The following is a 14,796-nucleotide window of genomic DNA, read 5'->3' as shown; positions in this document are numbered from 1 at the left end:
TTTATGAAGGAACAAAGTGGAAGGAAAGCAACTCTATTTGACGCAATGATACCAATCACAGCTTTGATGTTATTTTTAGGTGTGGGAATATTTATGTATGGAGCATCACCTCATGTTCCATTAGTAGGAGCCACAGCAGTAGCGGGAATTGTAGCTGTTTATAGGCTGGGATTTAAGTGGAAAGATCTTGAAACAAGTATGTTTGATAGTATTAAGATGGCTATGCAAGCCATATTAATTATTATGATAATAGGTATACTAATAGGTACTTGGATAGTTAGTGGAGTAGTTCCATGTATGATTTATTGGGGCTTAAAAATTTTATCACCAAATATATTTTTAGTAGCAGCAGTTTTGGTATGTGCTGTTGTGTCTCTTGCAACAGGATCATCTTGGAGCACAATGGGAACTGTTGGAGTGGCTCTTTTAGGCATAGGCCAAAGTTTAGGTATTCCTATTGGACTAGTTGTAGGATCTATAATATCTGGTGCTTATTTTGGAGATAAATTATCACCATTATCTGAGACAACTAACTTAGCTCCAGCAATGGCAGGTACAGACTTATTTACACATATCAAATACATGCTTTATTCAACAATACCATCATTAATAATTTGCTTGGTAATATATGGTGTAATGGGGATGAAATATTCCGGGCAAGCTTTAGATGTAAGTCAAATTGAATTAATTAGAAATACATTATCATCCTCTTTTAACACATTATCACCAGTATTATTATTAGCACCTGTAATAGTAATAGGTCTTGTTATATTTAAAGTTCCAGCTATACCAGGGTTAATAGTAGGCGCTGTAACAGGTATATTATTTGCAGTATTTTTACAAGGGCAATCAATAGGTGCCATATTAGAAGCAGCTCAAAATGGATATGTGTCACAAACAGGAGTAGCATTAGTAGATGATTTGCTATCTAAAGGTGGACTTATGAATATGATGTCTACAGTATCTATGACAATATGTGCTTTATCTCTTGGTGGTATATTAGAGAAAACAGGTATGCTTGAAGTAATTGCTTCATCTTTATTAAGATTTGCAAAAGGCATATTTGGAACAGTATTATGCACAATGGTAACTTGTTTCTTTACAAACGCAATTGCAGGTGAACAATATTTGTCTCTTGTTATACCAGGAAGAATGTATAGTAAAGAATATCAAAAAAGAGGTATACACCCTAAAATGCTATCAAGAGCATTAGAAGATAGTGGAACATTAAGTTCTCCATTGGTGCCATGGAATACATGTGGTGCTTATATAGCTGGAACACTAGGTGTATCAGCATTTGTATATGCTCCATATGCACTATTAAACATTATAAATCCAATAGTATCATTAATATTAATTGTATGTAAAATTAAAATAGCTAAAATAGATGACGAACCTGAAACTTGTTTAAATATTAACGATAATGAATCTATTACCTTAGTTTAATTATTTGTTATAAATAAACGAAAATTTATATTAGTAAAATTTATATATAATAGTTATTGCAGTAAGATTTGATTTAATCTTGTTGTAATAACTATTTTATTTGCATTTAAAGTAAGAATATAAGAGACTAGCTATTAGATTATGTCTAATAGCTAGTTTTTTTATGTAAAACTAATATGTCTTTTTTTTACTTATTTTGATAAACTAATAAAATAAGTAAAAATTAGAGAAGGAGAATAATATGCTTAGATATTTAACGAGTGGAGAATCTCATGGACAAGGTTTAATAACTATTATTGATGGTATACCATCAAATATAGAACTTAATATAGATGAAATAAATGAAGAATTAAGAAAACGTCAAGGCGGATATGGTCGTGGCGGTAGGATGAAAATAGAAAAAGATAAAATTAATATAATAGGAGGTGTAAGAGGAAAGAAAACTATTGGGGCTCCTATTTCTTTTGAAATAAAAAATAAGGATTTTGAAAATTGGGAGAAATATATGTCTCCGATGAATGACATAGATGAAAAAGGGAAAATAGTAGAAAATGTAAGACCAGGACATGCTGACTTAGTAGGTTGTTTAAAATATGATTTTGATGATGCTAGAAATGTATTAGAAAGATCATCAGCTAGAGAAACGGCATCAAGGGTAGCAGTGGGAGCTATTTGTAAACAAGTTCTTAAAAACTTCGACATAGAATTTTTATCTCATGTGGTGCAAATTGGAGAAATAAAAGATGACAAAATCTATGACTTTGATTATATTAAAGAAAATGTGGATAATAGTGAAATAAGGTGCGTAAATAAAGACTTAGAAGAAAAAATAAAAAGCAAAATAGATAAATGCAGAAAAGAAGGAGATACTTTAGGAGGAATAATAGAAGTTAGAGTTAAAAATTTAATACCAGGTCTTGGATCTTATACTCATTTTGATAAAAAAATAGATGGACATTTAGCTATGCATTTGATGGCAACACAAGCAATAAAAGGTGTGGAAATAGGATTGGGATTTGAAACCGCTACACTTACAGGTTCAGACGTTATGGATGAGATACTATATAATGAAGAAAATGGAATAACTAGAAAAAGTAATAATCTAGGTGGAATAGAAGGTGGAATGACTACAGGGGAGGAGATTATCATAAGGTGTGCTATGAAACCCATACCAACTTTATATAAACCATTGGATACTATAAATATAAATACATTAGAAAAATATAAAGCTAGTGTAGAACGATCAGACTCTTGTGCAGTTCCTGCTTGTTCCATCGTGTGTGAAAATGTTGTAGCTTTTGTAATCTGCAAGTTTTTCTTAGACAAAATAGGAGGAGACTCTTTAGAAGATTTACAAAACAATTATAAATCTTATATGAAAAGGTTAGGTGATAGAGGATGGAAAAAATAATCAATAATACTTGTAAAATATACATTGATGAAGGATATAGAAATTTTCAAAAAAGCTTATGCGAAGCTTGCAATGTGGATTCCGCAGAAGAATTAAATGAAATTTATGATGCTTACTTTGTAATTTGTGACTACAATACATATAATACTCAACTACATGAAATGATGAAACACCTTAAGGGAAAATATGTTTATGAATATATAATAAATCCTGGTGAAGATTCAAAATCCATAGAAGATTATGAAAAAATAATGAACTACTGTATAAAAGTAAATCTTAGTAGAAAATCTCTAGTAATAGCTTTAGGTGGAGGTGTAGTTGGGGATTTGGCAGGATTTGTCGCAGCCACATATATGAGGGGAATCGATGTGGTACAAATACCAACGACTTTATTATCTCAAGTAGACTCTTCCATAGGAGGAAAAACGGGTATAAACTTAGGTAATAGCAAAAATATAATAGGTGCTTTTCATCAACCTAAAATAACATATATAAATATAGAAGCTTTAAAAACTTTACCAGAAGAAGAATATTTAAGTGGCATGGGAGAAGTAATAAAATATGCATTTATAGAAGGTAATGTTTGTGAAGGAAAAATGGGCTTCCTGAATTTTTTACTGGAAAATCATGAGGAAATTTTAGATAGAAAAACTACAACTTTATTAAAAATGGTGAAAACATGCGCAGAAGTTAAGGCGAATGTAGTAGATAAAGATGAAAAAGAAGGAAATTTTAGAAAAATCTTAAATCTTGGTCATACTTTTGGCCATGGGATAGAAAAACTGTGTCACATAAGTCATGGCAAAGCAGTGGCTATTGGAATGAATATGGCTTTTAAATTATCATTAGAAAAAAAACTAATTGACGAAAAGTATTATAATAAATTTACAAGTTTATGTGAAAAATTTAACTTACCTATAACTTTTGAATATGAAGATGTTAATAAAGTATTTAATATAATGAAAAATGATAAGAAAAATAGTTTCTTCAAAATAAACCTTGTACTTCCTGTAGGTGAAGGTAAAGTAGAAGTATTTGATAATATAGAAGAAAATCTTATTATGAACGTAATAAAGGAGTGTAATAATGCTTAAAGGAAGTTTTGAGTTAATTGGAGATAAATCCATATCACATAGAGCAATTATGTTTTCATCTATATCTAAAGGTAAAAATAAAATTAGCAATTTTCTTATGGGAGAAGATTGCTTATCTACAGTAAATTGTTTTAGAAAAATGGGTGTGGATATTGAAATAAATAATAATGAAGTTTATGTAATTGGAAAAGGTCTAAGAGGGTTGAAATCACTAGAAGCAAATCTACTTTTAGATGTGGGAAACTCGGGAACAACTATAAGGCTTATGATGGGAATTTTAGCTGGGCAAAATTTCAAAACAACAATCATGGGAGATGAGTCTATAGGAAAAAGGCCTATGAAAAGAGTTACGGATCCATTAAGACAAATGGGAGCTATGATAACAGGTAAAGAGGATGCGAACTTAACGCCCATAACTATTGAGGGTGGAAACTTAACTCATATAGACTATCATATGCCAGTATCATCTGCACAAGTAAAATCATCATTAATCTTAGCTAGCTTATATGGAGATGATACAAGTTTTATTCATGAAAAAGTAAGAAGTAGAAATCATACAGAGATTATGCTTAAATCTTTTGGAGCGGATATAGAAGTGAACAATCTAGATATAAAGATAAACCCCGTTGAGGAATTATTTAATAATGATATTTATGTGCCTGGAGATATATCTTCTGCAGCTTTTATTATGGTGGGAGCTTTAATAACAGAAAACTCAGAAGTATTAATAAAAAATGTTGGTTTAAATGATACAAGAGTGGGAATTATAGAAGTGATAAAGAAAATGAATGGAAATATAGAAATAGTAGATGAACACGAGATTTGTGGAGAAAAGGTTGGGAATGTTTTAGTAAGATACAGTCCTAACTTAATAGGAACTACTATAGACAAAGATTTAATTCCGAAACTAATAGATGAAATTCCAATAATTGCAGTTCTGGCAACCCAAGCAGAAGGTGATACTATTATAAAAGATGCAGAAGAATTAAAAGTAAAAGAAAGTAATAGAATTAAATCTGTTGTAGACAACCTAAACTTAATAGGTGCAAAAGTAATAGAACTTGAAGATGGAATGATAATAAAAGGAAAAACTTATCTACAAGGCGGAAAGATTCAAACATTTAATGATCACAGAATAGCTATGTCATTTTCCATTGCAAATTTAATTAGTAGCAATAAAGTCATCCTAGATAGTGACAATTGTATTGATATTTCTTTTCCAGGTTACTTCAATTTATTAAAGAAATTATCAAAATAATCAATATGGTTTGATTTTACATAAAAATTTATGTATAATTGAATTGCATACAATAATTAGAAATAATTATATACAAGAAAAATTTTGGGAGGTTATATTTTATGAAATTACCAATAGCATTATCAAATAAACATATACATTTAAGCCAAGCTGATGTTGAAGCTTTATTCGGAGCAGGATATGAGTTAACTCACAAAAAAGACTTATCTCAACCAGGACAATATGCTTGTGAAGAAATGGTAGAAGTAGTAGGACCAAAAGGATCAACTAAAATGAGAGTTTTAGGACCAACTAGACCAGAATCTCAAGTTGAAGTATCTTTAGCAGACGCTAGAGGATTAGGACTTGCTGTTCCAGTTAGACAATCAGGAGATGTTGAAGGAACTCCAGGATGTAAATTAGTAGGGCCTAAAGGTGAAGTAGAATTAGAAAGAGGAGTAATAGTTGCTTCAAGACATATACACATGAGTTTAGAAGATGCTGAAAACTTCGGTGTTAAAGATAAAGATGTAGTTTCAGTTCAAACTGAAGGAGAAAGAGGACTTTTATTCAACAACGTATTAGTTAGAGCTAATGCTGCTTTCAAATTAGAAATGCATGTTGACTTAGAAGAAGGAAACGCTGCTGGAGTTAAAAACGGAGACTTAGTAACTTTAGTAAAATAATTATATAAATAAAAAAGTATGTACAATGTACATACTTTTTTATTTAGGCATATTAACTTAGTCAGATGCTTTCGAATAATGAATCCCATAATTATACATTTCTTTTAACATAGGTACTATCTTATTACCTATGTCAGTTAGACCATATTCAACCTTAGGTGGAAATACAGGATAAACTTTTCTATATATAAGTCCATCTTCCTCAAGGCTTCTAAGCTGATTAGTTAACATTTTTTGAGTTACATGTGGTAATTTTCTTTTTAAATCACTAAATCTTAATGAACCACCACATAAATACCATAAGATTAAAATTTTCCATTTACCTGATATTAATTTGTGAACTAGTATCATAGGGCATGTATCAAATTTTTTACAATCTTTTTTATTGTGGCATGAATTATGAGAGTTGAAGCTAGTTGTCATTGTTAACACCTCTAATATATTAATTTGTAATCTTTTAAATTAACAGAAAAATTATATCACTAATATTAAATAAAAATCAATAAAGTTAAAAAGTTGAGCATTATAATAATAGTATACTTTTAGATACTATGTATAAAAATAGTGCCTTATTGATAAAAAGTACAAATACGAATAATATATAAATGTAATAACTTAGATATATTGTGTATAAAAAATAATTATGAACATTGTTATAATATCTACTTAATATTTAAAGAAAAATACTAAATAGATATAAATATAATTATGAAAATATAGGAAACTCTTCTTTAAAAAAATAATTATATGTGCTAACATAATAATGAAAGTATATTTATTAACAACAGATTGCATTATAAATACAAGAGCACATATTTATAATGCATTTAGGAAATATTACATAATATAAAAGGAGTTATAATAATGAAAAAAAATATTGCAAAAATGATTGATCACACAGTATTAAAAGCATTCTCAACTAGAGAAGATGTAATAAAGGTTTGTAAGGAAGCTAAAGAATATGGATTCTTTTCAGTTTGTATAAATCCTACACATATAGAGCTTGCAAAGAAAGAATTAGAAGGAAGTACTGTAAAAGTTTGTACTGTAATAGGGTTTCCTTTAGGAGCAAATACTAGTGAAGTAAAAGCTTTTGAAACTAAAGATGCTATAGCTAAAGGTGCTCATGAGGTAGATATGGTTATAAACATAGGAGCATTAAAAGATAAAGAGTATGATTTAGTTTATAATGATATCAAAGCAGTAGTAGATGCAGCTAATAAAGAAGCTTTAGTAAAAGTAATAATAGAAACTTGCTACTTAACTGATGAAGAAAAGAAAATAGCATGTGAGTTATCAGTTAAAGCTGGAGCTGATTATGTAAAAACATCAACTGGATTTGGAACAGGTGGATCAACTCCAGAGGATATAAAATTAATGAGAGATGTAGTGGGACCAAATATTGGTGTAAAAGCATCTGGAGGAGTTAGAACAACAGAGGATGCTATAAAAGTTATTGATGCAGGTGCATCTAGAATAGGAGCAAGTGCGTCTATATCTATAGCTACTGGAGAAAAGACAGATACTATAGGATACTAATATTACAAGTTAGAATTTATCTAATCAACAATAACATTTGAAATATATGACAAAAATTAGAGCTAAAAATATGTTGTTAGGAAATTTTAACCAATACAAGCTGATGTGATTTAATTTGTTATTTTATGGGTAATGTATTAAATGTGATTTTAAATAAACAAATTCTATAATGAAAAAAGTTTTTTATTTAAATTTTAAAATATGTCAGAGTTATAAAGGACTTTACATTATTATGCAGAATACTGTTAATAAATGGTAAAAGATGTTTTATGAAACAGACGACTACTTATTGCAATGACACAATTAATAGTTTTATAAACATACAAATACAAATTGTATAGTATATAGGGTAAAATTAAGGAGGAAACATAAAAATGGCTAAATTTATGAAAACAGTTGATGGAAATACAGCTGCTGCTCATGTTGCTTATGCATTTACAGAAGTTGCTGCTATATATCCAATAACACCATCTTCAACTATGGCTGAATTAGTTGATGAATGGGCATCTCAAGGGAGAAAAAATGTCTTTGGACAAAAAGTAAAAGTTGTTGAAATGCAATCTGAAGCAGGAGCTGCAGGAGCATTTCATGGTTCATTACAAGCAGGAGCATTAACTTCAACATTTACTGCTTCTCAAGGTTTATTATTAATGGTACCAAATATGTATAAATGTGCTGGTGAATTATTACCAGGTGTATTCCACGTTACTGCTCGTGCATTAGCTGCTCAAGCATTATCAATATTTGGAGACCACCAAGACGTTATGGCTGCAAGACAAACAGGTGTTGTTATGTTAGCTTCAGGTTCAGTTCAAGAAGTTGCTGATATAGCTCCAGTTGCACATATGTCTGCAGTAGAAGGATCTTTACCATTTATACATTTCTTCGATGGATTCAGAACATCACATGAAATTCAAAAAGTTGAATTAATGGAAAATGAAGATTATGAAAAATTATTAGATATGAATGCTGTTCAAGCATTTAGAGATAAAGCTTTATCTCCAAATCACCCTGTAACTAGAGGTACAGCTCAAAACCCTGATATATACTTCCAAACAAGAGAAGTTTCTAATAAATACTATAATGATATAGTTGGAATAGTTGAAAAAAATATGGCGAGAATGAGCGAAATAACAGGCAGAAAACATAGCTTATTTGATTACTATGGAGCAGAAGATGCTAAACATGTAGTTGTTGCTATGGGTTCTGTTACAGAAGCTTTAGAAGAAACAATAGATTACTTAAACGCTAAAGGTGAAAAACTTGGTATGATAAAAGTTCACTTATTCAGACCATTCTCAGCTGAACATTTCTTAGCAGCAATGCCTAAGACTGTTGAAAGAGTATGTGTTCTTGATAGAACAAAAGAACCAGGTGCTCCAGGTGAACCATTATACTTAGATGTAGTTAACGTACTTGCTAAATCTGAATTATCTCCATTAGTAGTAGGTGGAAGATATGGACTTGGATCAAAAGATACAACTCCAACTGATTTACATGCAGTATTTGAAAACTTAAACATAGAAGAACCTAGAAATGGATTTACTATAGGTATAGTAGATGATGTAACAAATACATCTTTACCAAAAGCTGAGCCAATTAAAATAAAAGCTCCAGGAACAGTAAGATGTAAATTCTGGGGATTAGGATCAGATGGTACTGTTGGTGCTAACAAACAAGCAATAAAAATAATCGGTGACCACACTGATAAATATGCTCAAGCATACTTCGACTATGATTCTAAAAAATCTGGTGGTATAACAATGTCTCACTTAAGATTTGGTGATACTCCAATCAGATCTACATACTTATTAGATGAATCTGATTATATAGCTTGTCATAACCAATCTTATGTATTTAAATATGATTTATTACAAGGATTAAGAAAAGGTGGTACTTTCGTACTTAACACTATATGGGACGAAGCTGGCTTAGAAGCTCATCTTCCTGCAGAAATGAAAAAATATATAGCAGAAAATGAAATAGAATTCTATACTATAAATGCTGTTAAAATAGGTCAAGAAATAGGTCTTGGAAATAGAATAAACATGATATGTCAAGCTGCATTCTTTAAATTAGCTGATATAATACCAGTTGATGATGCAGTTAAGTACCTAAAAGATTCTATACAAAAAGCTTATGGTAAAAAAGGTGAAAAAGTAGTTAACATGAACTACCAAGCTGTTGAAGCAGGTATAAATTCATTAGTTAAAGTTAATGTTCCAGCTTCTTGGGCAAATGCTACAGAAGATGAAGCAACTACAACTTGTGAAGAACCAGCATTCATAAAAGATATATTAAGACCAATGAGTGGACAAAAAGGTAATGATTTACCAGTAAGTACATTCTTAGGATACGAAGATGGTACATTCCCATGTGGTACTGCTGCTTATGAAAAGCGTGGTATAGCTGTAAATGTTCCAGAATGGATTACAGAAAACTGTATACAATGTAATAGATGTTCATTCATATGTCCTCATGCTTGTATAAGACCAGTTCTTGTAAATGAAGAAGAATTAGAAAATGCACCAGAAGCATTTAAAACTAAGAAAGCTACTGGTAAAGGATTCGATGGATTACAATACAGAATCCAAGTTTCTCCAATGGACTGTACAGGATGTGGAAACTGTGCTGACGTATGTCCAGCTAAAGAAAAAGCTTTAGTTATGAAACCTTTTGATACTCAAGACGTAGAAGTTGAAAACTGGGCTTATGCTGTAGATCCAGCAAAAGTTGCTCCAAAAGGAGATATAATGAATCCTAAAACTGTTAAAGGTTCTCAATTTAGACAACCATTAATGGAATTCTCAGGAGCTTGTGCAGGATGTGGAGAAACTGCATATATCAAACTTGTAACACAATTATTTGGAGATAGAATGATGATAGCTAATGCTACTGGATGTTCATCAATCTGGGGAGGATCTGCTCCATCAACTCCATACACTTGTAACCATGAAGGTAAAGGTCCATCTTGGGCAAACTCATTATTCGAAGACAATGCTGAGTATGGATTAGGACAACATTTAGCTGTTGAACAAATAAGAGGTAAATTAGTTGAAGATATACAAAAACTTGCAGCTAACCCATGTTGTGAAGAGGGTGCAACAGTATTCAATAACTGGTTAGAAAATAAAGATAACGGAGAGGCATCTGTTGAGGCAAGTAAAGCTGTTGTTGAATTAATAAATAAAGCTGAGCCAAAAGATGAAGAAACTAAAGCATTAATCGAATCTGTTAAATCAAGACAAGATTACTTAGCTAAGAGATCTCAATGGATACTTGGTGGAGACGGTTGGGCTTATGATATAGGTTACGGTGGACTTGATCATGTTCTTGCATCAGGAGAAAATGTAAATATTCTTGTATTCGATACAGAAATTTACTCTAACACTGGTGGTCAATCTTCTAAATCTACTCCAATTGCTGCTATGGCTAAATTCGCTGCTGCTGGTAAGAGATCTAGAAAGAAAGACCTTGGTATGATGGCAATGAGCTATGGTAATGTATATGTTGCTCAAGTTGCTATAGGTGCTGATTACAATCAATTTGTTAAAGCAGTTGTAGAAGCTGAAGCTTATGATGGACCATCTCTAATCATATGCTATGCTCCATGTATATCTCATGGATTAAAAGAAGGTATGGGTAGAAGTGTTGCTAATGAAGAACAAGCTGTTAAAGCTGGATACTGGCATTTATACAGACATAACCCAACTCTTAGAGCTGAAGGTAAGAATCCATTCTCACTAGACTCTAAAGAGCCAACTGAAAGCTTCAGAGACTTCTTAATGAAACAAGTAAGATACTCTGCTATAGCTAAACAATTCCCAGAAGAAGCAGAACAATTATTCACAATGGCTGAAGAATCTGCTAAAGATAGATTAGATAGCTATAAAAGATTAGCTGACTAATATAAAATCAAAATTTAATTAATTAATATATAAGAAATGGTGGACTGTTATAGTCCACCATTTTTATATTGTAATAATATTTTTTATATTCCAAATAATACAAAATTGTAATAATATACAATAAGAATTTAGCATATAATATATTTATGGGGAAAAGGAGGGAAATTTATGTGGATTAGAAGTGAATTAAAAGAAAGAGGAAAAATTACGTTTAAAAGATTTTATTGGAAGTCAGTGATAGTTTGCTTTATATGTTTATTATTAACTGGAGGGTTAGGTAGTAGTGTTACAAATAGAATAAGTGATTCTTATGATTCTAATATGAATAATATATATGATACTTATAGCGATGATGAATACTACGATTCTGATGGTGAGTATTATTACGATGGAGATTTTGAACAAGAAATATTAGACTTTGAAGACGCTGCAATAGGATTTTTTACTAGTGGATTCTTCTTTTTATTTTTAGGAATATCAATAGTTATTATGATTGTAGGATTTATTATTAAATTACTAATTATATATCCAATAGAAATAGGTAAAAATAATTTCTTCATGGGAATAAGAGAAGAAGAAAAAACATTGGATAGTTTAATTTTTATTTATAAAAGTGGTCAACTTAAAAATACAATATTTACAATGTTTATGAAAGGTTTATTCCAATTTTTATGGTCATTGTTATTTGTAATACCAGGAATAATAAAAGCTTATGAATATCGAATGATACCATATATATTAAGTGAAAATCCAGAAATAAGTAGAGAAAGAGTTTTTGAGATAAGCAAAAAAATGATGATGGGTAATAAATGGAATACATTTGTATTAGATTTATCTTTCTTAGGATGGGAGATATTATCAGGTCTTACTATAGGTATACTTGGTATTTTCTATGTTAATCCTTATGTACAAAGTACAAATGCAGAATTATATGCTTATCTTAGAGAAGATGCATTAAGAAATGGATATGTTAGTAGTAGTGAGCTAATAGGATTTTAATATATTGTGAGGCAGATGAGAAGTGGAAGAAATAAATTATAATACTTATATAAGAGAAGTTAAAATTAATAAAGAAAAAATAGAAAATATAAATGAGTATCCTTTTTCTTTACCAATAATAAATGGCTTAGATAAACTAAAAATGCATCCAAAAGTTACTTTTATTGTGGGGGAAAATGGTAGTGGAAAATCAACTTTGTTGGAAGCCATAGCGGTATCATATGGATTTAATCCAGAAGGTGGGACTAAGAATTTTAATTTTTCCACACGAAGTAGTCATTCTAGGCTTTATGAGTATATTACTTTAATAAAAGGAATAAAAAGCCCCAAGGATGGATTTTTCTTAAGAGCTGAGTCCATGTATAATTTGGCTACAAATATAGAGGAGCTAGATAGTATAATTGGGCCGGGGGCTAGAGTAATCGATTCTTATGGAGGAATATCTCTTCATAATCAATCCCACGGAGAATCTTTTTTCTCTGTAATGATGAATAGATTTTCAAAAAATGGTATATATATCCTTGATGAACCAGAAGCAGCTTTATCTCCATCTAGACAAATGTCAATGCTTACTAGGATAAATGAATTGGTGAAAGAAAACTGTCAATTTATCATAAGTACACATTCGCCTATACTTATGGCTTATCCAGATTCTAAAATATATGAAATTAAAGATGATAAAATCAAAGAGGTAAATGTGGAAGAAACAGATCATTTTCAAATTACAAAATCATTTTTAAATAATAAAGAGAAGTTTTTAAATATTTTACTAGATGATTAAAACTTATATCATAATTTACAATAATATAAATGAAAAATAGCAAGTATACCATATGATATACTTGCTATTTTTCATGCAAAGTCAAATTTTATATTCCCATTCCTAGCATCATTCCTATAAAGTAAGGTATTAGCCAGATAACCCAGACTACTATACTAAATTTATGGAATGTCTCTTTTTTCTTTTCGTCATTTTTATATAATACCCATGTTGCCCAAACAGCGTGGAATAACATAAGCACAATTGCTAAAAAGCCTGTAATTCCGTGTAAACTTTGACCCATTGCACTCATTGTAGCTGCACCTGATTTAGCTATTTTACTCATAGTCAAAGTACCAGTTGTATCACATAGTAAACCTAACCAAAATATAATAACATGATTTTTATTAAGACTCTTAGCTCTTCTTTCTGAAAATACACCTATTGTATAAAATATTAAAGCTAATGTTATAGTTACTATTGCAAAGATTAAAATATTACTCATTTTTATTATCTCCTTTTCAATTTATCTCTTAATTTAATTAAATTTTCCTTTGTTTCTTTTACTTCATCATCAGTAAAATTTTCAAATATTTTATCAAAACTTTTGTTTATTTCATTTCTAAAGTTTTTAGCATATTCATATCCTTTAGTTGAAAATTCCACATAGGTATTTCTTTTGTCATTATCGCATTTCACTTTTTTTACATAATCAGCAGCCTCTAGTCTACTAACTATCCCTGATATTGTACCTTTTGCTAAAGACATCTCCTTACACAATTCAGATATGGTTATTTTCTCCTTGTGAGCTATTAATTTAATAACCATGGTTTGCTGATGAGTAAGACCACTTTCCTTTAAATTATCATTTACAATTTCAATTGTACTTGCATATATTTCTTTAATTAGCATAGCTATTTCAAATGAATTATATTTCATTATAAAATCCCCTTATTTGTTTAATTAAACTTTTGTTTGCGTGCAAACTAATTAGTTTCTATGCAAACTATTATATAATTTAAATTGATTTTTGTCAACAAACTATAATTGAAATTTAATTATCTATTATATACTAAAGTTTCCAATGGATAATTATTATCATAAAGATAAGAAAAAACTTGAGTATATTTTTTAAAAGTTCTAAATTTATTATTACAAAATTCAACATCATGATAAACTTTCCAACAACCACAAACCTTAAAATTATTTCCTTTATGTTTAATAAAACTTTGCACATCATTTAAAGGATAACCTAGAAAAATACCAACTTCATGAGGTGTTTTATTAAAATATTCGAATCTACTTTTTAGATGAGAAATATAATCTTTTAGAAGAATACCTTCATATCCATAAGCTTTTAAAAAGTTTATAACATTTTTATTTTTTAAATCATGAAGGAGCATTTTTAATCGATAAAGATAGATGAGGCTATATTTATCACAAGTATATATAATATCTAAATATACATCCAAAGGGTTTAAAAGAAGATTATAATTTCTAATTTCCTTGTTTAAATCTAATTGATTATTTTTATAAATTTTAAATAAGCTACCGGTTTTTACTCCAGCCAAAGTAGGTGAAGCATATTTTATTAAAATTCTATCTATCATAAAACATCATCCTTTTAAAAGTTATATACTTTTATTATTCTTATAAATAACTAATCTATAATTGGATTTTTATGTTAAATTTTGTATATAAAGTTTATATTTTATT

General features: G+C 29.8%; 13 protein-coding genes. 9 read left to right on the top strand and 4 right to left on the bottom strand.

What is annotated here, in order from left to right; genetic code table 11:
- Positions 1 to 3 precede the first annotated feature (3 nt).
- The 5 genes from nhaC (at position 4) to QX51_RS05995 (ending at position 5,874) form a co-directional block, all read left to right on the top strand.
- Positions 4 to 1,446 (top strand): Na+/H+ antiporter NhaC, encoded by a 1,443-nt coding sequence (gene nhaC, locus QX51_RS06015; protein ID WP_039679003.1) that lies wholly within the window; start codon positions 4 to 6, stop codon positions 1,444 to 1,446.
- A 241-nt stretch (positions 1,447 to 1,687) separates the two neighbouring features.
- Positions 1,688 to 2,857 carry a chorismate synthase gene (aroC, locus tag QX51_RS06010; protein WP_039679002.1) on the top strand — a complete coding sequence of 390 codons (1,170 nt, stop codon included), beginning with the start codon at positions 1,688 to 1,690 and terminating at the stop codon, positions 2,855 to 2,857.
- On the top strand, positions 2,845 to 3,951 hold the full coding sequence (gene aroB, locus QX51_RS06005; protein ID WP_039679001.1) for a 3-dehydroquinate synthase: 1,107 nt from the start codon (positions 2,845 to 2,847) through the stop codon (positions 3,949 to 3,951). Before aroC ends, aroB begins: the two co-directional genes overlap by 13 nt.
- Positions 3,944 to 5,209 carry a 3-phosphoshikimate 1-carboxyvinyltransferase gene (gene aroA, locus QX51_RS06000; protein WP_039679000.1) on the top strand — a complete coding sequence of 422 codons (1,266 nt, stop codon included), beginning with the start codon at positions 3,944 to 3,946 and terminating at the stop codon, positions 5,207 to 5,209. Before aroB ends, aroA begins: the two co-directional genes overlap by 8 nt.
- 101 nt (positions 5,210 to 5,310) lie before the next feature.
- Entirely contained in the window at positions 5,311 to 5,874 is a 564-nt protein-coding gene (locus QX51_RS05995; protein WP_039678999.1) for a phosphate propanoyltransferase, read from the top strand.
- A 57-nt stretch (positions 5,875 to 5,931) separates the two neighbouring features.
- Here the strand turns inward: QX51_RS05995 and QX51_RS05990 are convergent, their stop codons facing one another.
- The gene (locus QX51_RS05990) at positions 5,932 to 6,297 is read right to left on the bottom strand and encodes a winged helix-turn-helix transcriptional regulator (protein ID WP_039678998.1); all 366 of its coding nucleotides are present in this window, start codon (positions 6,295 to 6,297) and stop codon (positions 5,932 to 5,934) included.
- A gap of 441 nt (positions 6,298 to 6,738) precedes the next feature.
- On the opposite strand from QX51_RS05990, the gene deoC reads away from it, so the two are divergent.
- From deoC to QX51_RS05970, 4 genes are all read left to right on the top strand, one after another.
- The gene (gene deoC, locus QX51_RS05985; RefSeq protein ID WP_039678997.1) at positions 6,739 to 7,413 is read left to right on the top strand and encodes a deoxyribose-phosphate aldolase; all 675 of its coding nucleotides are present in this window, start codon (positions 6,739 to 6,741) and stop codon (positions 7,411 to 7,413) included.
- A gap of 374 nt (positions 7,414 to 7,787) precedes the next feature.
- A complete protein-coding gene (nifJ, locus tag QX51_RS05980; RefSeq protein WP_039678996.1) occupies positions 7,788 to 11,321 on the top strand; it encodes a pyruvate:ferredoxin (flavodoxin) oxidoreductase in 3,534 nt (1,177 codons plus the stop codon).
- A 168-nt stretch (positions 11,322 to 11,489) separates the two neighbouring features.
- Complete coding sequence (locus QX51_RS05975; protein ID WP_039678995.1) at positions 11,490 to 12,320, top strand: DUF975 family protein; 831 nt, start codon at positions 11,490 to 11,492, stop codon at positions 12,318 to 12,320.
- A gap of 22 nt (positions 12,321 to 12,342) precedes the next feature.
- Complete coding sequence (locus tag QX51_RS05970; RefSeq protein ID WP_039678994.1) at positions 12,343 to 13,101, top strand: AAA family ATPase; 759 nt, start codon at positions 12,343 to 12,345, stop codon at positions 13,099 to 13,101.
- Positions 13,102 to 13,189: 88 nt separating this feature from the next.
- Here the strand turns inward: QX51_RS05970 and QX51_RS05965 are convergent, their stop codons facing one another.
- The 3 genes from QX51_RS05965 to QX51_RS05955 all read right to left on the bottom strand — a co-directional run bounded on the left by QX51_RS05965 (position 13,190) and on the right by QX51_RS05955 (position 14,690).
- Positions 13,190 to 13,585 carry an HsmA family protein gene (locus QX51_RS05965; protein ID WP_039678993.1) on the bottom strand — a complete coding sequence of 132 codons (396 nt, stop codon included), beginning with the start codon at positions 13,583 to 13,585 and terminating at the stop codon, positions 13,190 to 13,192.
- 5 nt (positions 13,586 to 13,590) lie between these two features.
- On the bottom strand, positions 13,591 to 14,019 hold the full coding sequence (locus QX51_RS05960; RefSeq protein WP_039678992.1) for a MarR family winged helix-turn-helix transcriptional regulator: 429 nt from the start codon (positions 14,017 to 14,019) through the stop codon (positions 13,591 to 13,593).
- Positions 14,020 to 14,138: 119 nt separating this feature from the next.
- Positions 14,139 to 14,690: a DUF3793 family protein gene (locus QX51_RS05955; protein ID WP_052232906.1), complete on the bottom strand. Its 552-nt coding sequence runs from the start codon at positions 14,688 to 14,690 to the stop codon at positions 14,139 to 14,141.
- Positions 14,691 to 14,796 lie beyond the last annotated feature (106 nt).

The sequence above is a fragment of the Terrisporobacter othiniensis genome, from assembly GCF_000808015.1.
GTDB classification, from domain to species: domain Bacteria; phylum Bacillota; class Clostridia; order Peptostreptococcales; family Peptostreptococcaceae; genus Terrisporobacter; species Terrisporobacter muris.
This window is presented reverse-complemented; position numbering and strand designations above follow the sequence as displayed.

Coding starts and splice junctions, on each gene's coding strand:
- nhaC (WP_039679003.1), top strand. CDS start 4: ATGAAGGAACAAAGTGGAAGGAAAGCAACTCTATTTGACGCAATGATA.
- aroC (WP_039679002.1), top strand. CDS start 1,688: ATGCTTAGATATTTAACGAGTGGAGAATCTCATGGACAAGGTTTAATA.
- aroB (WP_039679001.1), top strand. CDS start 2,845: ATGGAAAAAATAATCAATAATACTTGTAAAATATACATTGATGAAGGA.
- aroA (WP_039679000.1), top strand. CDS start 3,944: ATGCTTAAAGGAAGTTTTGAGTTAATTGGAGATAAATCCATATCACAT.
- QX51_RS05995 (WP_039678999.1), top strand. CDS start 5,311: ATGAAATTACCAATAGCATTATCAAATAAACATATACATTTAAGCCAA.
- QX51_RS05990 (WP_039678998.1), bottom strand. CDS start 6,297: ATGACAACTAGCTTCAACTCTCATAATTCATGCCACAATAAAAAAGAT.
- deoC (WP_039678997.1), top strand. CDS start 6,739: ATGAAAAAAAATATTGCAAAAATGATTGATCACACAGTATTAAAAGCA.
- nifJ (WP_039678996.1), top strand. CDS start 7,788: ATGGCTAAATTTATGAAAACAGTTGATGGAAATACAGCTGCTGCTCAT.
- QX51_RS05975 (WP_039678995.1), top strand. CDS start 11,490: ATGTGGATTAGAAGTGAATTAAAAGAAAGAGGAAAAATTACGTTTAAA.
- QX51_RS05965 (WP_039678993.1), bottom strand. CDS start 13,585: ATGAGTAATATTTTAATCTTTGCAATAGTAACTATAACATTAGCTTTA.
- QX51_RS05960 (WP_039678992.1), bottom strand. CDS start 14,019: ATGAAATATAATTCATTTGAAATAGCTATGCTAATTAAAGAAATATAT.
- QX51_RS05955 (WP_052232906.1), bottom strand. CDS start 14,690: ATGATAGATAGAATTTTAATAAAATATGCTTCACCTACTTTGGCTGGA.